Source organism: Paenibacillus melissococcoides, from assembly GCA_944800085.1.
In the GTDB taxonomy this organism is placed as follows: domain Bacteria; phylum Bacillota; class Bacilli; order Paenibacillales; family Paenibacillaceae; genus Paenibacillus_B; species Paenibacillus_B melissococcoides.
The window spans coordinates 1,427,866-1,446,829 of the sequence record CALYLO010000001.1 but is presented as its reverse complement, the minus strand read 5'-3'; the positions used below and the strand labels follow the sequence as shown (position 1 = coordinate 1,446,829).

Below are 18,964 nucleotides of genomic sequence, written 5' to 3'. Positions count from 1 at the left end.
GTAGCGGCCCGGGACAAGATCATGGCACTATTCCTGCAAAATAAAGCGCTATCTTATCGTATTTTCTTATCCTCTCATTCAAAAATAGTATTATCTTGTCCTGTCATCCGATTATTATGTGCTATAATAGGGCCGAGCGTACGGAAGGAGAATGAGTGATATGACCTCGCGTTTTCATCTGGACAGCATCATCGATATGGAAAAATGGCAGACGCTGCAGGACTCGCTCTCTCTCGTTACGAAAATGGCCGTCATCACGACCGACTATAAAGGCGTGCCCGTCACGAAGCACAGCCACTGCCAAAGCTTCTGCCAGGCGATACGCCAGGACGAGGCCTTGTCGCCGTACTGCCAAAAATGCGACGCCCGGGGCGGTCTGGAAGCGGTGCGGCTGAACAAGCCTTATATCTACCTCTGCCACTTCAATATTGTCGATATCGCGATCCCGATAATCGTTCACACTCAATATATGGGCGCGATCATGGCCGGACAGGTCAAGCTGCGCGACAACCCGATGGAGCTGGAGCAGATCGTGACGCGCCCCTCCAATGCCGTCGCCAACGCCAAGTTCCGCAGCCTGGAGCAGGAATACGACTCGCTTCCGGTCCTGTCGTATGACGAAGTGGTGACGATCTCGGAGATGCTGTATCATCTATGCAATTATATTGTAGAGGAAGCGATTCATAAAAACGCGACCATCGATATGTACCGTCAAGCGTTAACCGGCAATAACCCGATCCTTGATTCCTTCGCCGATCAGGCGTTTCGCAGCATTCAGACGATGAAAAGCGAACTGGAAAACACGCTGATCGACAGCCACATCAGCAGCATGACCCAGCAGAGAACGGCATCGTCCAATCCGATTCTGCAGCCGGCATTCGATTATATTTATACGCATAAAAGCGAAAATGTGAAGCTGGCCGATATGGCCAGCCTGTGCCATGTCAGTCCGAGCTATTTCAGCCGCATCTTTACGAAGGAGACCGGGGAGAACTTCTCCGTGTTCATTCCCCGCCTGAAGATGGAATGGGCCAAGCAGCTGCTGGAGACGACGGATCTGTCCATCTCGCAGATCAGCAACGATCTCGGCTTCAGCGAACCGAGCTACTTCATTATAACATTCAAAAAATTCGAGCGCATCACGCCGGCCCGCTACCGGCAAATTTATCAGCGCTAGAGAGATTTGCTCCATCGCAAGGCCGCAAGCCAACGTCCGTCAGACGTTGGCTTTTTGATCCGGGGCGAAGCTCCGCTGGATGTCTTCCAAAAAGCTTTGGACCGCGGGAGCCAAATACCGGTTTTTCATATAGGTCAAATACACCGTCCGTTCGAGCGCAGGCGAATCCATCGTTTTCCGGATAATCGTGTCATCTTGCGGTTCAACCAAATAATTTTCAGGGATGATGGCCACCCCCAGATTTTCTCTCACTAAGGTCAAAGCGGTCTCAAAGCGTTCGATCTCAAATTGGATGTTCGGAGACACTTGTTCTAGCGCAAAGGCTTCCAAAATATCCTCCCTCGTCTGGAACCCCTCCATGCTAATAATAAAAGGCTCTTCGGCCAGTTCTGCAAATGTAATGGATTCCTTCGCGGACAGGGGGTGATCCCGGTGCAGCACAAGCACTAATTTCTCCGTATATAAAGGAAGCGATTCGATGTCTTCCTCCTCAATGCACTGATTGGTGATGATGAGATGGGTATGATATTTCCGCAAGGAATCGATGACCGCCTTCCGGCTCAACACCTCGATCAGCTTGATCCGCATCGAAGGATACCGGCCTTGATATTCGCGGATCACCTTCGGAACCCAATGCCTCACCGACTCGATCATGCCGATGATCAGCTCCCCGCTCCCTGTCAGCCTTACCTCTTGCATCTCCTTTTTCAAAATGTTCATCTGGGACAAGAGCTGAAGCGATTTGGCATACAGCACTTTGCCGGCGTCCGTCAGCTCTATTTTTCGGTTGCTTCGCTCCAGCAAGGGCGAACCGACCTCATGCTCCAGATTTTTAATGGCGTTGCTTAACGAAGGCTGGGAAATATGCAGTTTTTGCGCCGCTTTGGAGTAGCTCAACTGATCGGCAACCGTCACGAAATAAAATAATTGCTTGATGTCCAACGCCATCTTCCTTTCCTATTTATAGCCCTAAACTATTAATTTATTAATATTATATATTTTAAATTATAATAATGTCATCTTATAATGAAACAAACAACCGAATAGCAGTCAGAACATAGAGAGAGGATGGGAAAATTGCAAAATAAGGTTGAATCTGATGTGTGGACCGGACGGACGGATCATACGGAGAGAAGAAGCTGCTTTCGCTACCATCAAATCGTGGTACCGATCGATCTGGATACATGGCATACTGCCTCTGCCAAGACTTGCGCCATCATCGGTTTTGAATGCGAGGAAGGCGTGCGGCGGAATCAGGGCCGAGTCGGCGCGGCACAAGCGCCGAATGCGATCCGGCGGGCGCTCGCAAGCATCCCCTGGAGAGCGAAGGAAGGCCAACGCCTTGTCGACGCGGGCAATATAAGCTGCATCGGCGAACGGCTGGAAGAAGCCCAGGAAGCATTGGGCCGTGCGGTCTCCCGCATCCTGTCCGCAGCGGCGGCTCCCATTATATTAGGCGGAGGCCATGAGACCTTGTATGGGCATTATTTAGGGGTCCGCCAATATATCGGCGCAGACGCTTCGCTGGGCATCATCAACATTGACGCTCATTTCGATTTACGCGCCTACGACCGGCAGCCTTCCTCGGGAACGATGTTCCGCCAAATATTGGAACAGGACAAGAACAGCCATTATTTTGTGCTCGGCATCCAGCGCTTCGGCAATACGCAGGAGCTGTTCGACAAGGCGGACGAGCTTGGCGCGGGCTATATTTTGGAAGAAGAGCTGCAGGAAGGACTGATGGATGAGATTACATCCGCCTTGCACGAATTTATCGACCAGCACGATTATGTGATGCTTACCCTGTGCACCGATGTGATCAATGCGGCATTCGCGCCGGGAGTCAGCGCCCCGTCCCCATTCGGGTTGACGCCGATGATTGTCCGCAGCCTGATTCGCACGGCAGCCTCACATTCGAAAGCGCTTTCTTTTGATATTTGCGAAGTGAATCCGGTCGTAGACGAACAGGGAAAAACCGTGAAGTTAGGTGCTTACTTGACGAATGAAGCCATTATGGCCATTTTAGGGAGGGACAACGATGACACTGGCACTTAATCAAGTGAACACGATATTTTTGGCCGTCGCGCTGCTCGTACTGGGGACATTCATTGTGAAAAAGACAGGCTTGCTGCAAAGGTTTTGCATTCCGGCCCCCGTGGTCGGGGGACTGCTGTTCGCCATTATCGCTACGATTTTGAAGACGACGGGCCTGTTAGCCATTACATTGGACACCTCGCTCCAAAGTCTGTTCATGCTCACGTTCTTCACCACGGTAGGCTTGGGCGCCAGCTTCCAGCTTATCAAGCTGGGCGGCAAGCTGCTCGTCATCTACTGGCTCGCCTGCGGCTTCCTCGCTCTGGCGCAAAACGTCATCGGCGTCTCCCTCGCCTCGCTGTTCGGCATCCATCCCCTGATCGGGATGATGGCCGGAGCCGTGTCCATGGAAGGCGGACATGGGGCCGCAACCGCTTTTGGACAAACCATAGAAGAGATGGGCATCCCTTCGGCACTGTCCATCGGAATCGCGGCGGCCACGTTCGGCCTTATCGCCGGCGGCTTGGTCGGCGGCCCGACCGTAAAGTATTTGCTGGGCAAATACAATCTGAAACCTGCCGAAGCCGCTGAAGAGGCTGCAGACGTAAAAGAAAACGCGCAGCCAATCACGACCCATACCTTCTTCATTCAAGTCTTGCTCATCACCTTCTGCATGGCGCTAGGGACCTATTTGGGAGATCTGTTCTCCTCGGCAACGGGCTTCGTCCTGCCCGGCTATGTCGGAGCCATGTTTGTCGCCGTCATCGTCCGCAACATCGTCGACAAATTCAAGCCACAAGCGATCGATATGAAAAGCATCAACCTGATTAGCGACGTCACGCTTGGCATTTTCCTGTCCATGGCGCTCATGAGCATCAAGCTGTGGGAAGTAGCCGATCTGGCGCTTCCGATCCTCGTTATCGTGCTGGTCTAGGTCGTATTTATCGTCCTGTTCGGTATTTTCATTTTGTTCCGGCTGCTCGGCAAAAACTATGACGCCGCCGTAATGGTCGCAGGCTTCACGGGCCACGGCCTCGGCGCCACGCCCAATGCGATGGCCAACATGGCTGCGGTCACCGAGCGCTTCGGCCCTTCCCGCAAAGCGTACCTGATCGTTCCGATTGTCGGCGCCTTTCTGATTGATGTGTTCGCTATGCCGATCATTATTACGACGCTTAACTTATTTAAGTAAAAAAGTCTCACAGGCATTAACGCCGCGTTAATTATGGAACGGCTGAAGAAGATGGACCTTGTCATGCGAGTATCCTCAGCAAACGTTCGCAAGCCCCGATCACCGCGCGACGTTTTTCGTTTTTGCGGACAAATTGTAAGGGCCTAGCTGCTTCGGAGTAAACGCATACGGCGAGTGTTCGTCCTTCAGCCACATATTCCCCTTGATGATGAAGATATAGACGGCGATCACAAAATAAACCGTGCCCAGAATCCAATCCCACGCGCTTGCAAGGTTGTGTGTCACGATATGATAGATATACCAGCCGCCGATCGGAAAATGAAACAGGAGAACGGTGCCCAAGCCGGGATTGTAGATCGTTTTGGCTTTGATGTTGACAAAGATGCCGTGCCATATAAATTGGAAAAAGCCCATGAAGACGGGGGCAAGCCCGAGCCAGATGAGATGCGGCACAAAGACGGGAAGAAGATAAAACAGATAAGCGATGCCGAGGTTGATGATCATGGCGGAGTGCGTATTCAGCGGGTAGCGCTCCGGATGCTCGCTTCGAAATATAACGCCGTTAAACAGCCCTCCGAAATAACCCGGCCACCGATATTCTTCAAATTGATGCACCAATATCGCCACAAAGCTGAGCCATAAAATGATCTCGATTTCCGGCAGGCGCGCTTCATTTACCAATAAACCAATGCATACGAAAAAAGCGACGACGATACCCAGATCCTGCCAATAATCTCTTAGAAATTTCATTTTCCCCGCTCCTTTGCCCCTCCCTGTTCTGGAAAATAGCGTTCAAACAAGAAATCGATTTGCCGGTCGATAGGAGCTTGCCTGACTCCGGCCCCGGATTCAAGCAGCGGCTTCATTAATGCGGGGAGAAAAATGGCGCCGAAAATTTGCGTAATCATCATCATTAACAAGTCCGGCCGTTCCTCCCCCGTCATCTCGCTCAACACCTTTTGCAGCTTATGAAATCCGGTGGCCCGCAAAAATTCCCCATACTCATGCTGGGTCGCGAACATCGCCGAGCCGGCGGCTATCGTGTGCAGCACCAGCTGCGGATATTGCTGAATGACCTGAACATAGCGTGCCAAAAATAATTTCAATCGCTCCTTCGGCGGCGCAGACACTTCATCCAGCACATCGAACGTATCGCGGAAGCCAATCAGCAAGCCCTTGATCGCCTCGTTGATCAGCTTATCCTTGGAACCAAAATAGTAATTGACAAGCGCGATGTTCGTGCCGGAACGGGACGCGATCTTGCGAATCGTCATGCTGTCGAATCCTTCCCGCTTGATGACGTCCAATGTCGTCTGCAAAATCTTCTCTTTAGTATCATTGCTCTGGTCTGGCGATGTCATCGAACCCCTCCTTATTCTGAATTGATGTAAGATCGTTCATCCTTGCCTATCCGCTTCCGCCGTGGTGAGGTGAAGCAAACCATGACTTAAACGCTGAATATACTTCCAATTAAATAATGTTTAAATCATTGTTTAATGCGAATGTATCACCTTTTTCAGAACAAAGCAAGCAATTACCACATAACAAAATGCCTCCTGCCCATTATGTTGAGCTGGAGGTCGTGATGGATACTCCGCTTATCTTTGCATGAATTTCACGATTTCCGCAAAGGCCACGTCCCGTCAAAAACCGGAACGGAGCAAGCGCAGGCATGAATAATTCCGTTTGCTTTGGTGACAGTAAGAATGAATCTTACATGAAATGGAGGCTGCGCCATATGCCATTAGTGCCCTACGAGCCGTTCCGCCATCTGGAAACGATGCGGCGGGAGCTGGATCGGTTCTTCGACCATGATTTTGCTCCCTTCAAGGCAGGATCTCCGTTCCTCGGCCATCTAAACGTCGATGTCTATGAGACGGAGCAGGAAGTGGTCGCCACATGCGACATTCCGGGCCTGGAGAAACAAGAAGATGTACATATCGATGTCGATCAAAACATGCTGACGATCAGCGGTTCGATCCAACGCGTGAATGAAGTGAAGGAAGAGCATATGCACCGGCAGGAACGGTTGTCGGGACGTTTCCATCGTTCTATCGCCCTGCCGGCGCAAGTTTCTCCCGACAACGTGACAGCCACGTATAAGAACGGCGTGCTGGAGGTTCGAATGCAGAAAATGCAGGGAGACAACAAGAAGCGAATCGATGTCCAATTCCACTAACCGGCCGCAGCAAAACCTCCCGTCCAACGACCCCGTGGACGCGGAGGTTTTGCCGTTCCGCTTCCGACTCTGCCGCCTCCGTCCGTTTGTCCCGCGGCTTTTCCTTCCTCTTCAACTCGCCTTTTTTGCGGCTACGTTTTGCCTTTGTCTGGTCCTTCACTGCGCCTTGTCTAACCTTTAACTCCACCTTGCCTCGCCTATTTCAGCACCTTTGCCTCCCGCCCCTAACTTCACGCCCACATAGACTCGCTCAATCGCAGACGTATCCTCCAGCACCTTGATATCCTCCAATGGATTGCGCGATACAACCAGCAGATCCGCCTTCTTGCCGGCCTCGATCGTGCCTGTCGACTCCTGGATCGCAAGCGCCGCGGCGGACGTATTCCACTCTCCCCTTCCCGGCGTCCGGAGCGCGTAAGGACCAGTTGCGTTTGCACTGCGCACTTTGCGCTCGTCCGGCCGATTTACTCCTCTCCCCTCCAAAAAACTGCAAAACTACAGTATTTTCATAGACCCCGCTATTCGGGCAAGTGAATCCTGCAATGTGCACCATCCGTGTAATCCACGATCCGATCCCACTTCTCGAGCAATGGCTTCGGATCGCCGAGATTCCGCACATATTCGGACGGCAGCGTCAGGATGATTCTGCGGCCTTGCAGCTCGGCCCACGGCGCCGGGCGCTGGCTGACGGCCGATCTCCACTCTTCATCCGCCGTCTGGCCGAGCACATAATAAGGAGCCTCGACTCCGCCCTCAATCGCGATGTCCTTCCGTACGCCTGCCTGCGGCTTCGCCGGAATGAGATAGAGGAGTCCGCCGTACGGGCTGCGGATTCGGCTCCCGCCGGGCCAATCTGAAGCTGACTCGGATCCAACTCCCCTGCTTCTACCCGCTTCGCCTGATCAACCAGAGCAGCGGCATGGTAATGATTCACCCCCTCTTCCGTCAGCTTGGGGAACGTCTCTGTCTTCGTGGTCGCAATATTGTTCATCAGGCCGAGCCCCATCCTGTTCACCAGCCTTTGAAGCGGATAATCCTCGTTCAGCTTGGCCGTGCGTCCCTGATACGCCTCCCCCAGGAACACGTTCGGATATTGCTCCATGACCCATCCCTTCATCGCCACGACGATGCTGCCGCCCCGCTCCACATAGGAAGCCAGCGCATCGATCTCGTCCTGCTTCATCGTCGCGTCCACATAGGCAACCGGGTAGCGGGCAGGATCGAGCTCGAACGAATGGAAGGATCACTTGGTCAAGACTTGGAGCGGGTAACGGGAATCTGCGGCAAAGCTCTTGCTTGTCGCCGTGAGCAGAGGAAGTGTGCCTGCGTCATCAAGCGCATCCTGATAAGTGAGAGGTTCCGCTTCTTCGGTTGCCCAGATGAGGAGATTGCGGGCGACTGTCCGGCGATCATCGGTCATATCGGAGGTAAATTTGAAGTAAGAATCGTCCCCGGCGACGACGACCCGACCGCCGCCGTAATGGGCAGCCGCCAGAATCGGCGCCGTCTCCGGGTTGGCGGCCAGCACGAAGGCGTTGTCCCCGATGGCGGCGACGCCTCCATTGTAGGTGGCCGCTACGGAAGGTTATCCCCCCAGGTCACGGTAGATTACATCCAGATCATGCTGCGAAGCTGCCCGGGCCCCGGTCCCGCTCCCGGGGTCCCTTTGCGCCCGCGTCTTGATGGCGGCGAAGCCGCTGTCCGCGGCATATTCGTCTGCAGCGTATGCCCCAGTGACGTATGCGTCTGCGGTGTATGCCCCAGCGGCCGCCTGCCCCATCACCATGAACACCGCCAGCGCGCATGCCGCGATCCGCATCCGCTTGCCTCGATTTCTCGTACTCAACATTATCCATCTCCTTTGCCTCATGGATTGTGCTTACGAGATGAACATACATGACGGATGCGCGGCATGAACACCAACGATATATTAAAGATTTTACTGTACTTTTTAACAATTGATGGATAGAAAAAAGAGGGCTCTGCTGGATAAGAGCCCTCGGTTCCGCCGGCAAGGGCAGCGCTCGCCGTTCCGATCATCCCCGGCGGCGTGGCCGCGATCATAGCGGCTTGCCAGGATACATTATTCAACCCGCAACGACGCCAACAATCATCAGGACGCCGGCCATAACCGGCACGGAAGTGCCGACAAACAGTGCCGTCAATAAAATGGCATGCGATCGAGATCATCGACGAGTTCAAGCCAGCATACGAAACACTGAAGCTGCAACAATGCAGGATTTCCCTCAAAGCCGCTTAACGCTCCTTCGAATCCTGCAAATATACATCAATTTCAACCCGTTACGGCTCCAAGTCGGCTACAACAGCCGAATTCCTGCAGCTTCGCAGGAATTGCAAAGAATACCCCCTTCATTTCAATAAAAAACTGTAATTTTGCAGAATTTCCACGTTTGCGGCCATGAACCTCAAAAGAATGGCGGCCTGGCTCTGGAAGACCGCTCGTCCAACTGATAATTAGCCGGCTTATACCGCCCTTACCTCCAGCCGTTTATTATTTTTCCCCTTGCTCTTGATATCAGTAAGCTCCATCCCGCCAATCTCTCCGGTGCTTCGGACATGGGTGCCCCCGCATGCTTGCTCGTCGACGGATTCGATGGCTACGAGACGGACGGCGCGGACAGAGGGCGGCAGCAGACTGACAACCGTCTTAATCATGCCGGGAATATTCTCCGCCTCTTCTCTGCTGACGGTCCGGTAAGAGATCGGAACATCCGCCGCAATGATGCGATTCGCTTCCTTCACGATATCGTCCCGCTGCTCCGGCGTCAGATCCTGAAGCTGGTTGAAGTCGATGCGCGCCCGATCGGGGTAAATCTGATTGCCCGTGCACAAAGCGCCGTACTTTTGGTAGACCACCGCGCCAAGCACATGCAGCAGGGTGTGATGGCGCATCAGACCCAAGCGGCGCTCCCAGTTCACACGCACGCGGACCGGCCCAAGGTTCAAGTCCGCTCCGTTCCTCACATAGTGGACAATGCGGCCGCCCTCCCGTTTTACGCTGTAGACCTCGAACGTCCGCCCATCCTGCTCCAGTATGCCGGTATCCTGCTCCTGCCCTCCTCCTGCGGGATACAGCACGGTCTGATCCAGGATGATTTTGTCATCGACCGTTTCCAGCACAGCCGCCTCGCATTCCTGCAGATAACAATCTTCCAAAAACAATTCTTTCGTCAATGATGCTCTCTCCTCTTCTATTAGACGTTATTATACTAACCACTACAATAGAGTGGCAGAAAAACGGCTCACAACGAAGCGAACCGTTCTCCTGGAGCCGAGCGAAATCCGGCAAGCCCATTTCTAGTAGTTATATTACTGCTTACTATAAATTCGATATGCCGGGAAGTCAAGTATTTCCATACGAATGTTCCGTTTCAACGTTATCAACGCTGGATATTCATTGGTCAAAATGAACTCCAACGCCGCTTTGCATCTTTTCCATCCGGACGGTTGCCGTCGCCCTGGATTCCTCATTTCTCCAATAGGTTGAGCGCCACACGAAAAAAAAGAAATATATGTACATGATGGCATATTCATATATTACTGGTATAATTATTAAGCATGGGTATACCTGTCCGGTAACCATGAACTATGAATGAAGGAGGCGCTCGAATGGCCACAAGCCCAACCATCCCGACGTTCAATCCTTTTTCATCCGATTTTAAAGATCATGCGTATGCGCTGTATGAGAAGCTCAGAGAGCATGATCCGCTTCACCGCATTACTCTGCCCAACGGCAGGACAGCCTGGATCGTGACCCGCTATAAGGACGCCGTAGCCGCGCTGAAAGCCGATCATTTGAAGAAAAATCTGTTCCAATTCGTCACGCCCGATGAAATGGGACTCCCGCCGTCCCAAATGGACCTGATGACCAGACATATGCTCAATTCGGATCCGCCGGATCATACCCGCCTCCGCGGCCTCGTGCAAAAAGCATTTACCCCCCGCATGATCGAGAGGCTGAAGGACCGTATTCAGGGCATAGCGGATGGGCTGCTGGATCAAGTGGAGGATCAGACCTCCATGGAGCTGATTCAAGATTATGCCTATCCCCTTCCGATTATTGTCATAAGCGAGATGCTGGGCCTCCCTAGCGAAGAGAGGGATCAGTTCCGCCAATGGTCTCATGCGCTCATCTCGGCCATCAATGTGCCGGAGAAATATAAGCAAATCGAATCGGAGATAGACGCATTTACGGACTATATCACCGCCCTGATCGAGCAGCGCCGGCGAGATCCGAAGGAAGATTTGTTATCCTTGCTGGTGCAAGCGGAATCCGAAGGGGACTCCTTGTCGGAAAAGGAATTGGTATCGACGATTCTCCTGCTGATCATAGCCGGACATGAAACGACGGTAAACCTGATTGGCAATAGCATATTCACGTTATTGAATCATCCGGAAGAGCTGGAGACGCTTCGGAACACCCCTTCCTTAATGGATTCCGCCATCGAAGAACTCCTCCGGTTCATGGGCCCGGTCGAATTCGCAACGAACCGCTGGATCGGAGAAGATTATGAATGGAACGGCAAGCTCATCTCGCAAGGGGACATGGTGCTTGTCGCGCTTGCCTCGGCCAACCGCGATCCCGAGTACTTCAAGCAACCGGATCGGCTGATTTTGGCCCGGGAGCGGAACCATCATATCGCGTTCGGAATGGGTATCCATCATTGCTTGGGTGCTCCCCTCGCCCGCCTGGAAGGACGGATTGCGATCGGCACGCTCTTGCGCCGCCGAAGCCGCATGAAGCTGGCCGTGCCGCCCGAGCAGCTTGAATGGCAGCCCACTTTTCTCATGCGCGGATTCGTCTCTTTGCCGCTGCAATTCCAGTGACGGCGTGAACGCCGAACACGCGGCTTGTTGAGTGAGGCCCCCTCCTGCTGCATAACGCCTCCTGTTCCACTCCTCGTGGCGCGGGAGGCTTTTGCGTGTGCCTGCGCAACGTTGGGTTTTTATTTTCCACAGCAGCCCTTAAGCCGCTGCATCTACCCTGCCACATCCCTTCTCGTAAAGACAAGCCAAGAGATAAGAAGGAATTCCGCGAAGTAGACCAGCAGCGCCGATACCGAGAACAGCATCGTCGTGTCGGGCCGAATCGGCGTACCGTTCACATACTGGCTCAAATTGACGTTGGCGAACAGCAAATACTTCACCCATTCATATTTGCTCAGCAAGCTGACGATCGAATTGCCCAGGAGCATGAACAGCAGCGAGAAGGTGATCGCCATCGACGAGCTCCGAAAAGCCGCCGAAATCATGAACGCCGTCGTCACATACATAAGCAATTCAACGGTTTTCAGGCCGTAAAGCTGGATAATTGGCCACAGCATGAAGCCTTCCCGTACTGCCCCGCTCGGATCGACCGTAAGGGCCGGACGGGTTATGTCCCCGAATCCCTCCAACAAGCGCCCAGCGCAAAAGAAATCGTGAAATTGAGCACAAGCAAGGCGCATGCAAAAAGGATGGTCGATATATATTTGCTGAACAGAATTTTGGTGCGGGACGCCGGACCGACAAGCAGCAGCTTGATCGTTCCCCATGAATATTCGGCGGCCAGCATACCGGCGGACACAATGACCGTGAGAAGCGTAATCAGGACGAGCAGGTTGGCCGAGACGTTGACCACGCTCCACAACGTAATCTCATAAGGATTCATATGATGTTCAAGATAGTACTGGTTCAGGATGAGCACCTTTTCGAGCCGAAGCTTCATCTCGGGGTCTGTGTCAGGCTGGCTTATCTGCTGCTGCAGCCGTTGATTCGACTCCATCAGATGCTGCTGCCAATTGTCGGGTCGTATATTGGGGTTCTGATCGAGCTCCAAAATTCCGGTCAACATGAGAAGGGCAACCAGGAAGACGCCTATCATCGCCCAGGTGCGCGGCCGGCGGTAAATTTTCATGTTCTCGTTCCGAATCAGGCTTGATAAGCTAGACAATTTCTTTTCCTCCTGTCATGGCCAAAAATTGATCTTCCAATGTCCGCTGCTCCATCCGAATGCCAAATACATCAATCTCGGCCCGAACCAACGCTCTCGTCAATTCAGGTATCCGCTCTCGTCCGGCGGCAAGCTGCAATGCCCCGTCCACGACCGTCATCCGGATGTCCGGGAGCAGCTTATGCAGCGCCTCCTTCGCCGCTTCCGGCGCTTCGACATCCACCATAATGTGCCCGGCCGCCGCTCCATTCTTCAGCGCATACATGGACCGCACATCAATCAGCTTTCCCGCCTGAATGACCTCCACCCGATCGCACATCAGCTCCATTTCAGACAGCAAATGTGATGAGACAATAACAGCAATCCCTTCCTGGCGGCCAAGCGTCCGCAAATAATCGTGCAGCTCTCGGATGCCGGCCGGATCAAGCCCGTTCGTCGGCTCGTCAAGAATCAGGACCGAGGGCTTATGCAGCAGTGTCTGCGCGACCCCGAGCCGCTGCCTCATCCCGAGGGAATAACGCTTCACCTTCTCATGAATCCGGTTCTGAAGGCCGACCAGCTTAACCACTTAAGCGATCCGTTCCGGCGTCACGCCAGCATGCCGTCTTGCATAATAGATCAGATTTTGATAGCCCGTAAGAAATTTATACATTTCCGGATTTTCCACAATGGCGCCAATATGGGTCATGGCCTGCTCGAAATTCTTTTTCACGGAAAGGCCGTTAACGAAGATCTCCCCTTCGCTTATCGAAATCAAACCGACGATCATACGGATCGTTGTCGTTTTGCCTGCTCCATTCGGCCCAAGGAATCCAAACACCTCCCCTGGCTGCACGTCGAACGATAAATGATCCACGATCGTTCGGCTCCCTCTCTTTTTGGTCACGCCCCGCAGCTGCAGCACGGCTTGCTCTCTCATCTTGCAGATGCCTTCCTTGCTTTCTTGTGTATTATATGATGTAGTACACCTAATACACATCGCACACCTAAAAATATAGATGTCAAGGGAAGAATTTCCTCCAGTCCAAGCGAAAAGGCATTTAAAAAAATGCCGCCCTGTGAACGGACAGCATTTCCGGAAACGGTGAGGACTTTTGTTCGCACTCTGGTTACATCCGCTTTACACGCGGGAAGGTAGATGCTTAGCGGCATAACGGCATTGCAGTCCTGCCAGCATAACGGCAAAGTAGCATAGCTTATCAGCATAGTGACATAGTAGCATAGCAGCCTACCAGCTTATCAGCATAGTGACATAGTGGCATAGCAGCTTACCAGGGCTTAGCAGCATAGTGGCATAATAGCTGACCAAGATAGCAGGTTTACCAGCCTAGTAGCTAACTAGCGTAGTAGTTTACTAGATATACCCTTTAAGCACCCTTTTCAGCTTAGCAGTCCACTAGCATAGCGACATACTCGCATTGCAGCTTAGCAACCTACTAGCCTACCAGTGCAGCACCTTACCAACATACCTGCATAGTAGCTTACTGGCATCAGCCCTACCAGCGGGAGAAAAGCTGCAAAAACGCAGGAATTGCCTCAAACCCGATTAACGCTACTTAGAATCCTGCAAAATTACATCAATTTCAGCTTGTTCCGGCTCCAATTTCGTGAGAACAAGAAAATTGCTGTATTTTTGCATCAATTTTGGAAAATACCCCCTCCAACGCGATAAATTACTGTAATTTTGCAGGATTAGCTGCACACCTGGCTTTATTCCAGACTATACACAGGCTCTGCACCCGAACTTTACCCCAGGTTTTGCACCAGAACTTTACCCCAAGTTTGCACCAGGACTTTACGCCAGGCTCTGCACCAGGACTTTACACCTGGCCTTACACCAAGCCTTACACCAGGCTTTACCCCACGCTTTCACTCGACCCGCCAGCATCCCGCCAGGCACGGCAGCGCAAGCGGTGGCTTCTCTTCCATCGGAGCAGCGCCTTGTCGCCCGGCCGTCCCTCTCCATGCGTTCCACCGGACAGCAAAAAACCGGCCTTCCGGCCGGTTCCTGCGCTTAAGGCTTGCGCTTCGGTTTATTATATCCCTTATCTCCAAATGGCTGCAGCTTCTCGATCCACAGCTCCCGCAGCGCGTCCACCTCGTCCCGGTATTTCTTCAATTCGGAACGGTCGGCGATGCTCTCTTCGCGCGGCTTGATCCGGTCAAGCTCCTCGAATACGAAGCAGTCCCCGCCATACAGCTCCCAATCCTGCTTCAGCTCCGGAATGTTGTTCAACTTCGTCTGCTTCATGAATTCGAGCCGGTTTTTGGCTCCATCCAGATCCATCGTGCCGTCCACGAGAATTTTCCCGTTCTTCACATTGCGAATCTGGTAGACGCCCATCGGCCGGAACGAATTCTGGTAGGCCGAGGCCAGCTCTTTCTTTCTCTGTTTATCCAGTCCCATGACGGCTCCTCCCTTCTCACGCGGCGTGGATGCTTTATTCGAATCAATACCCCATTTCCTTCAACAGGGCGGACAGTGTCCGCAGCCGCTCGCCATTCAGCTCGTCGTCGTCGCTGAGCGCCTGGCTGAACAGCTTGATATCTTCCTTAATCTTCTCGTTGTCAGTGCATACCGCCACCGTCATCGCATCTCCTTGCAAACCGATGCGGTCCAGCACCGGATTCTCCGGATCGTACAGGTCTTCATAACGATACGCTTCGCGAAAATGAACCATGCTCCGGCATACGAGAATCGCCAGGTCGAGCACGCGGTGAAGCGGCAGCTCCTCCGACTGTCTGGACCATTTCTCGCCGGTATATCGCCATACCTTGGCCGAGATATCGACCTTGCCGCGGTCATTCCATTGGGCCAAGCCCAAGGAGAGCCCCTTCGCATCGGAATGTCCCGAATAACGTCCGTCCACATTCTCGTAATTTTCCGAGACAATGACAGGCTTATGCTTTAGATTTGTAGGAATTTTCATCTTCTATTTCCTCCATCCAATCTGAACTATATCGAAAGTAGTCATTTACTAGATTACTAAATTACTAACTCACATGATCTATCATATCCCGCACCGCGCCGAAAGTCAAGACATCGCAAAACGGACGCGTCCAGCCCGCCGATCGCCTCGGCGATCCGCAGCACCGCTACGCGTCCTCCAACGAGAACACTGCTTGCTCTATGTCGTGCTTATTGTCGCCCTTCCGCCAGCAGCGCGCCCGCTTGGCCGCCCCATTCGTCATCCATTAAGAACCTCGCCTGCCCCCGCTCTTCCTCCGGCACGAAGGTCAGTCTATAGTATACCTCATCCCCGACACATGCCTCGTAATACAACGCATAGCAGCGTCCCTGCTCCAGCGGAAGCTCGATTAGGAAGTTGTCCGGCACGGACAGCACCTCCAGCTTGTCCGCCTCCAGCACATCGAAGGCACGACCATCCGCCGCTGGGCAAGCGGATCCGCCTCGAACCGTTCGCAGAGAGCCAGCTTCACCCACGCCCCGAATAGACCGTCCACAATCGGGTCGAACGTCACGTAACCGGGATGGATCACCGCTCCTTGCTCGACATTAACCTTGCCCCACTGGCACAGCTCCTCGTCGAAATTACGGGATTGGACTTGAATCTGATGATACGAGATGCCCGTATTAGCATCTTGGGCCAGCTTGCCCTTCGTCATGTTGTCGCTCCTCTCAATGATGCGCTCCACAGTTCTCCTCCCATATCGCCAGGACTGGCGGAGTGGTGCCGACTGCTGGGGAGTGAGCCCGACTGCAAGAGCGGCGCTCTGGTATCTGCAAGTAACCTTGTTACATTCGCCGGAAGCGGCATTTCCTCCCGATTAGGGGCCGATCCGTCCGATTAGGCGGGGACATGTTAGAGTTAGATTCGTTCATGTTAGAGACGGTTCCTTTCATGCTATAGATAAATTCGCTCCACTCGCTTCCCGATGCGGCTCACGATCTCGTTCGTAATCGTTCGCGAGAACTCTAGGCACGCCGTCCGCATAGCCGATCGACACCGTCGCAATGACGCTCCCCGGCCTCGTATTGTACTTGCGCCCGTACCCGACAGGCTCGTCTGCCTGCATCTGCTTGACCATGGTGACCCTGGCCCTCCACGACGGGGCCGGACGCAGATCGACGGGCGCTTGCGCTTGGTCGCGTTCCGTACCAAGCAGGGCGATGCCCGGGCGGGCCAGGGCCAGGCCGCAGCGCAGCTCAGGGAAGTTGACGATCCCGTAGCTGCTCGGCATGCTGGCCGGCGCGATGGTCGATCGGATGAACCGCCGGAAAATGATGGCGTGGACCAGCGTGCTGCAAGCCGCCTTAGCTGCGTTCCTTGTGCTTCTGCTGTGGCTCGATGCGCTCCATCTGTGGCAGCTCTATCTGTTCGGCTTTCTGCTGTCGGCCGTCAGCTACACCTTCGGCAATGCGAAGCATGCGATTGTGCCGCAGTTATTTCCCCGGGAGAGGATGACGGATATCCAGGCCCGGTTCACGCTGCTGGGAACGGTACTCTCGATTATCGGCCCGTCCATCGTCCGCTTCCTTTTCATTTGGCTTGCTTACGAATGGCTGTTCTTCCTTTACGCGATCAGCCTGCTGCTCTTATCGGTTACTGTTTTGCTGCTTGATCCGGTGCCATCGCCTCAATGCGCGCGGGAACAGACCATTTGGCAGGATATGAAGAAGGGGATGAGCGAACTGTTCGGCAATAAGACGTTGCTTCCGCCGACCATCACCATCTTGTTCACCAATTTGGCCACGAGCTTGGTCATCGGCGTTCTCGTCTTCTACACGGTAGATCAATTGGGAGCGACGCCGAAGGAGGTGGGGTGGATGTTTTCCATCTCGGCTTTCGGGGGGGATTGCCGGAGCGCAAGGACTGAAGCTGCTGCGCAGCAAATGGACAAGAGGCGCCATTTTCCATGCCATGCTCTGCATCGATGCGGTTGTGCTCTGCTTCTTTTTCTTCGCGGAGACTTGGTGGCAGCCCGCGATTCTGTTAGCCTGCCGAGCATGCACGACCGTTATCGTCAATATCATGTATTTGGCGATTCGCAGGAGTCGACGCCCAATCATTTGCTCGGCCGCGTCGCAGGCACCTCTTCGATGTTCATGAAGCTGGCGCTGCCGCTTGGCTTGCTTTTGTCATGCCTGTGGGCGGACCATTTGCCGATTCCGTGGCTATTCCTCATCGCGAACGCCATCGTCGCCTGTCTTGCTTCCTATCTGTCCAGGAGCTCCTTTCGGACGGCCAAGTGAGCCAGGCGAATGTTGATCCCGCTGCTTGCACGAGGAGCCGGCAGTCCTCCGCCCTCCCCATATGAACAGGCACTGACGCGAATGTCAGTGCCTGTCCTTCTTCTCCGCAGCCGCGTCAGGCAAGCCGGAACTCGCCTCCTGCTCCACGACATGCTTCAGGATCGACAGCTTGTTGTTCCAGAAGCGCTCATAGAAGGAGAGCCAATCCTTCAGCTCCGTCAGCGGCTCCGGGTGCAGCCGGTAGATCTTCTCCCGGCCCGCCTTCCGTCCGCTTACCAGATCGGCCTCGGTCAAAATATGAAGATGCTTGGCAATGGCGGTGCGGCTGATTGGAAAATGGCTCGTAATCTGCGAAATCGGCAATTCTTTGTCCGCCAGCAAGCGAAGAACTTCCCTGCGGGTTGGGTCGGCGATCGCCTGAAATACATCGTATTTGGGCGCAGACGATGACACTTAGCCCTCGACCGCCTGGCGAAGCCGTTGATGCACGATCGCAACCCAGCCCTGGTTCATCCGATCGCGAATGACGGCGCTTGTCTCGTTCGCCTTCCCGATAATCGCATCCGCTTCCTTCCACCCGCCGTGAATCAACGTGAACTCGGTCTGGTCCCCCATCTCTTTCAACAGGAACGTCACGACCCAGCCGTCGGTATCCCACGCGAAGGACAGCCGGTGCGGCGCCTCAATCTCGATGACTTTGCACGGGGAAGGGCCGAACGGGGATTGAATATGGAACTCATGTCCCGCCTGCGGCTCGAAATCATTATCCATGAACCAGGAGGCAATGCCTTCCGCCGTCGATACAGCATCCCACACCTTTTGAATCGGCGCGTTCAACACGATGGTTTGCCGGATATCGGGAACTTGATTGTTGTTGTTGGTTTCCATCCTCATTCTCCTTTAAATTCGAAAATATGATACCGAATGGTTTCGCTTTTCGATTATATGAAACCATTTGGTGTTATGTCAATCATTCGTGCTCTTCTATCCGCCAAGCAATATAATCCAATTTTACCCAATTGCCGTTCGCACAAACCGAAGTTCACCGTTTGTTCATTGAAAGCGACGTAACGGAGCCGGATATAATGGCAAATATTCGAAATAGCGCTGTTCAACACACCGATGGTCCGCGATAATACGAAAGCATCGAAAGGAGAATACGCCAGGCGCAACATTCTGATCCGCCCTCCTCGCGCCAATGAACGAAGCAGCGT

23 protein-coding genes and 2 pseudogenes are annotated in these 18,964 nt (G+C 53.5%); 6 read left to right on the top strand and 19 right to left on the bottom strand.

The annotated features are described in order from the left end of the window. Window positions 1–160 precede the first annotated feature (160 nt). Window positions 161–1,177: a PocR ligand-binding domain-containing protein gene (locus OCY70_RS06725; RefSeq protein WP_213428650.1), complete on the top strand. Its 1,017-nt coding sequence runs from the start codon at window positions 161–163 to the stop codon at window positions 1,175–1,177. A gap of 39 nt (window positions 1,178–1,216) precedes the next feature. Here OCY70_RS06725 and OCY70_RS06720 read toward each other — a convergent pair whose 3' ends face one another. After that, window positions 1,217–2,119, bottom strand: coding sequence for a LysR family transcriptional regulator (locus tag OCY70_RS06720; RefSeq protein ID WP_261944688.1), 903 nt, complete (start codon window positions 2,117–2,119; stop codon window positions 1,217–1,219). Window positions 2,120–2,245: 126 nt separating this feature from the next. Between OCY70_RS06720 and hutG the strand changes: the two genes are divergently transcribed. Continuing rightward, the gene (gene hutG, locus OCY70_RS06715) at window positions 2,246–3,232 is read left to right on the top strand and encodes a formimidoylglutamase (protein ID WP_213428647.1); all 987 of its coding nucleotides are present in this window, start codon (window positions 2,246–2,248) and stop codon (window positions 3,230–3,232) included. Beyond that, window positions 3,216–4,403, top strand: a pseudogene (gltS, locus tag OCY70_RS06710) (sodium/glutamate symporter). Before hutG ends, gltS begins: the two are co-directional and overlap by 17 nt. A 99-nt stretch (window positions 4,404–4,502) precedes the next feature. Here the strand turns inward: gltS and OCY70_RS06705 are convergent. Both OCY70_RS06705 and OCY70_RS06700 read right to left on the bottom strand, forming a co-directional pair. Further along, complete coding sequence (locus OCY70_RS06705) at window positions 4,503–5,153, bottom strand: HXXEE domain-containing protein (RefSeq protein ID WP_213428646.1); 651 nt, start codon at window positions 5,151–5,153, stop codon at window positions 4,503–4,505. Further along, on the bottom strand, window positions 5,150–5,764 hold the full coding sequence (locus tag OCY70_RS06700) for a TetR/AcrR family transcriptional regulator (protein ID WP_213428644.1): 615 nt from the start codon (window positions 5,762–5,764) through the stop codon (window positions 5,150–5,152). The genes OCY70_RS06705 and OCY70_RS06700 overlap by 4 nt, the downstream gene beginning before the upstream one ends. A 377-nt stretch (window positions 5,765–6,141) precedes the next feature. Here OCY70_RS06700 and OCY70_RS06695 point away from each other — a divergent pair, with 377 nt between their 5' ends. Then, complete coding sequence (locus OCY70_RS06695; protein ID WP_213428643.1) at window positions 6,142–6,582, top strand: Hsp20/alpha crystallin family protein; 441 nt, start codon at window positions 6,142–6,144, stop codon at window positions 6,580–6,582. A 177-nt stretch (window positions 6,583–6,759) separates the two neighbouring features. On the opposite strand, the gene OCY70_RS06690 is transcribed toward OCY70_RS06695, so the two are convergent. From OCY70_RS06690 to OCY70_RS06665, 6 genes are all read right to left on the bottom strand, one after another. After that, window positions 6,760–7,026, bottom strand: coding sequence for an amidohydrolase family protein (locus tag OCY70_RS06690; RefSeq protein ID WP_249725182.1), 267 nt, complete (start codon window positions 7,024–7,026; stop codon window positions 6,760–6,762). Window positions 7,027–7,100: 74 nt separating this feature from the next. Next, entirely contained in the window at window positions 7,101–7,310 is a 210-nt protein-coding gene (locus OCY70_RS06685) for a M60 family metallopeptidase (protein WP_249725180.1), read from the bottom strand. Next, window positions 7,217–7,765 carry a hypothetical protein gene (locus OCY70_RS06680; RefSeq protein ID WP_249725178.1) on the bottom strand — a complete coding sequence of 183 codons (549 nt, stop codon included), beginning with the start codon at window positions 7,763–7,765 and terminating at the stop codon, window positions 7,217–7,219. The genes OCY70_RS06685 and OCY70_RS06680 overlap by 94 nt, the downstream gene beginning before the upstream one ends. Before the next feature lie 60 nt (window positions 7,766–7,825). After that, window positions 7,826–8,110: a hypothetical protein gene (locus OCY70_RS06675; RefSeq protein WP_249725177.1), complete on the bottom strand. Its 285-nt coding sequence runs from the start codon at window positions 8,108–8,110 to the stop codon at window positions 7,826–7,828. A gap of 57 nt (window positions 8,111–8,167) precedes the next feature. Then, complete coding sequence (locus tag OCY70_RS06670) at window positions 8,168–8,431, bottom strand: hypothetical protein (protein ID WP_249725176.1); 264 nt, start codon at window positions 8,429–8,431, stop codon at window positions 8,168–8,170. A gap of 635 nt (window positions 8,432–9,066) precedes the next feature. Then, window positions 9,067–9,777, bottom strand: coding sequence for an alanyl-tRNA editing protein (locus OCY70_RS06665; RefSeq protein ID WP_213428638.1), 711 nt, complete (start codon window positions 9,775–9,777; stop codon window positions 9,067–9,069). 435 nt (window positions 9,778–10,212) lie between these two features. Between OCY70_RS06665 and OCY70_RS06660 the strand changes: the two genes are divergently transcribed. After that, window positions 10,213–11,430: a cytochrome P450 family protein gene (locus tag OCY70_RS06660; RefSeq protein ID WP_213428637.1), complete on the top strand. Its 1,218-nt coding sequence runs from the start codon at window positions 10,213–10,215 to the stop codon at window positions 11,428–11,430. Window positions 11,431–11,582: 152 nt separating this feature from the next. On the opposite strand, the gene OCY70_RS06655 is transcribed toward OCY70_RS06660, so the two are convergent. The 8 genes and pseudogenes from OCY70_RS06655 to OCY70_RS06620 form a co-directional block, all read right to left on the bottom strand. Then, window positions 11,583–11,927, bottom strand: a complete 345-nt coding sequence (locus OCY70_RS06655) for a hypothetical protein (RefSeq protein WP_249725174.1) — start codon at window positions 11,925–11,927, stop codon at window positions 11,583–11,585. 50 nt (window positions 11,928–11,977) lie between these two features. Next, the gene (locus OCY70_RS06650; RefSeq protein WP_249725172.1) at window positions 11,978–12,535 is read right to left on the bottom strand and encodes an ABC transporter permease; all 558 of its coding nucleotides are present in this window, start codon (window positions 12,533–12,535) and stop codon (window positions 11,978–11,980) included. After that, window positions 12,528–13,454, bottom strand: a pseudogene (locus tag OCY70_RS06645) (ABC transporter ATP-binding protein). The gene OCY70_RS06650 and the pseudogene OCY70_RS06645 overlap by 8 nt, the downstream one beginning before the upstream one ends. A gap of 1,095 nt (window positions 13,455–14,549) precedes the next feature. Next, window positions 14,550–14,942 (bottom strand): GIY-YIG nuclease family protein, encoded by a 393-nt coding sequence (locus OCY70_RS06640; protein WP_213428635.1) that lies wholly within the window; start codon window positions 14,940–14,942, stop codon window positions 14,550–14,552. Window positions 14,943–14,985: 43 nt separating this feature from the next. After that, the gene (locus tag OCY70_RS06635; RefSeq protein WP_213428634.1) at window positions 14,986–15,465 is read right to left on the bottom strand and encodes a DUF6530 family protein; all 480 of its coding nucleotides are present in this window, start codon (window positions 15,463–15,465) and stop codon (window positions 14,986–14,988) included. Window positions 15,466–15,674: 209 nt separating this feature from the next. After that, a complete protein-coding gene (locus OCY70_RS06630; protein WP_249725171.1) occupies window positions 15,675–15,872 on the bottom strand; it encodes a hypothetical protein in 198 nt (65 codons plus the stop codon). Next, a complete protein-coding gene (gene comJ, locus OCY70_RS06625) occupies window positions 15,854–16,192 on the bottom strand; it encodes a competence protein ComJ (RefSeq protein WP_249725170.1) in 339 nt (112 codons plus the stop codon). Before comJ ends, OCY70_RS06630 begins: the two co-directional genes overlap by 19 nt. 204 nt (window positions 16,193–16,396) lie before the next feature. After that, window positions 16,397–16,738: an alanine racemase C-terminal domain-containing protein gene (locus OCY70_RS06620; RefSeq protein WP_213428633.1), complete on the bottom strand. Its 342-nt coding sequence runs from the start codon at window positions 16,736–16,738 to the stop codon at window positions 16,397–16,399. Here OCY70_RS06620 and OCY70_RS06615 point away from each other — a divergent pair. Then, a complete protein-coding gene (locus OCY70_RS06615; RefSeq protein ID WP_213428631.1) occupies window positions 16,737–17,750 on the top strand; it encodes an MFS transporter in 1,014 nt (337 codons plus the stop codon). The two genes, OCY70_RS06620 and OCY70_RS06615, sit on opposite strands and share 2 nt — an antisense overlap. A gap of 84 nt (window positions 17,751–17,834) precedes the next feature. Here OCY70_RS06615 and OCY70_RS06610 read toward each other — a convergent pair whose 3' ends face one another. Together OCY70_RS06610 and OCY70_RS06605 are read right to left on the bottom strand one after the other, a co-directional pair. After that, window positions 17,835–18,203 (bottom strand): ArsR/SmtB family transcription factor, encoded by a 369-nt coding sequence (locus OCY70_RS06610; RefSeq protein ID WP_213428629.1) that lies wholly within the window; start codon window positions 18,201–18,203, stop codon window positions 17,835–17,837. Further along, window positions 18,204–18,638 carry an SRPBCC family protein gene (locus OCY70_RS06605; RefSeq protein WP_213428628.1) on the bottom strand — a complete coding sequence of 145 codons (435 nt, stop codon included), beginning with the start codon at window positions 18,636–18,638 and terminating at the stop codon, window positions 18,204–18,206. Window positions 18,639–18,964: the final 326 nt, after the last annotated feature.

Bases quoted from the DNA above. Each gene is read 5' to 3' on its own strand.
- OCY70_RS06615 (WP_213428631.1), top strand. From the start codon at position 16,737: ATGCTGGCCGGCGCGATGGTCGATCGGATGAACCGCCGGAAAATGATG.
- OCY70_RS06670 (WP_249725176.1), bottom strand. From the start codon at position 8,431: ATGTTGAGTACGAGAAATCGAGGCAAGCGGATGCGGATCGCGGCATGC.
- hutG (WP_213428647.1), top strand. From the start codon at position 2,246: ATGGGAAAATTGCAAAATAAGGTTGAATCTGATGTGTGGACCGGACGG.
- OCY70_RS06620 (WP_213428633.1), bottom strand. From the start codon at position 16,738: ATGCCGAGCAGCTACGGGATCGTCAACTTCCCTGAGCTGCGCTGCGGC.
- OCY70_RS06640 (WP_213428635.1), bottom strand. From the start codon at position 14,942: ATGGGACTGGATAAACAGAGAAAGAAAGAGCTGGCCTCGGCCTACCAG.
- OCY70_RS06680 (WP_249725178.1), bottom strand. From the start codon at position 7,765: ATGAAGCAGGACGAGATCGATGCGCTGGCTTCCTATGTGGAGCGGGGC.
- OCY70_RS06655 (WP_249725174.1), bottom strand. From the start codon at position 11,927: ATGCTGTGGCCAATTATCCAGCTTTACGGCCTGAAAACCGTTGAATTG.
- OCY70_RS06605 (WP_213428628.1), bottom strand. From the start codon at position 18,638: ATGGAAACCAACAACAACAATCAAGTTCCCGATATCCGGCAAACCATC.
- OCY70_RS06725 (WP_213428650.1), top strand. From the start codon at position 161: ATGACCTCGCGTTTTCATCTGGACAGCATCATCGATATGGAAAAATGG.
- OCY70_RS06700 (WP_213428644.1), bottom strand. From the start codon at position 5,764: ATGACATCGCCAGACCAGAGCAATGATACTAAAGAGAAGATTTTGCAG.
- OCY70_RS06695 (WP_213428643.1), top strand. From the start codon at position 6,142: ATGCCATTAGTGCCCTACGAGCCGTTCCGCCATCTGGAAACGATGCGG.
- OCY70_RS06635 (WP_213428634.1), bottom strand. From the start codon at position 15,465: ATGAAAATTCCTACAAATCTAAAGCATAAGCCTGTCATTGTCTCGGAA.
- OCY70_RS06705 (WP_213428646.1), bottom strand. From the start codon at position 5,153: ATGAAATTTCTAAGAGATTATTGGCAGGATCTGGGTATCGTCGTCGCT.
- OCY70_RS06660 (WP_213428637.1), top strand. From the start codon at position 10,213: ATGGCCACAAGCCCAACCATCCCGACGTTCAATCCTTTTTCATCCGAT.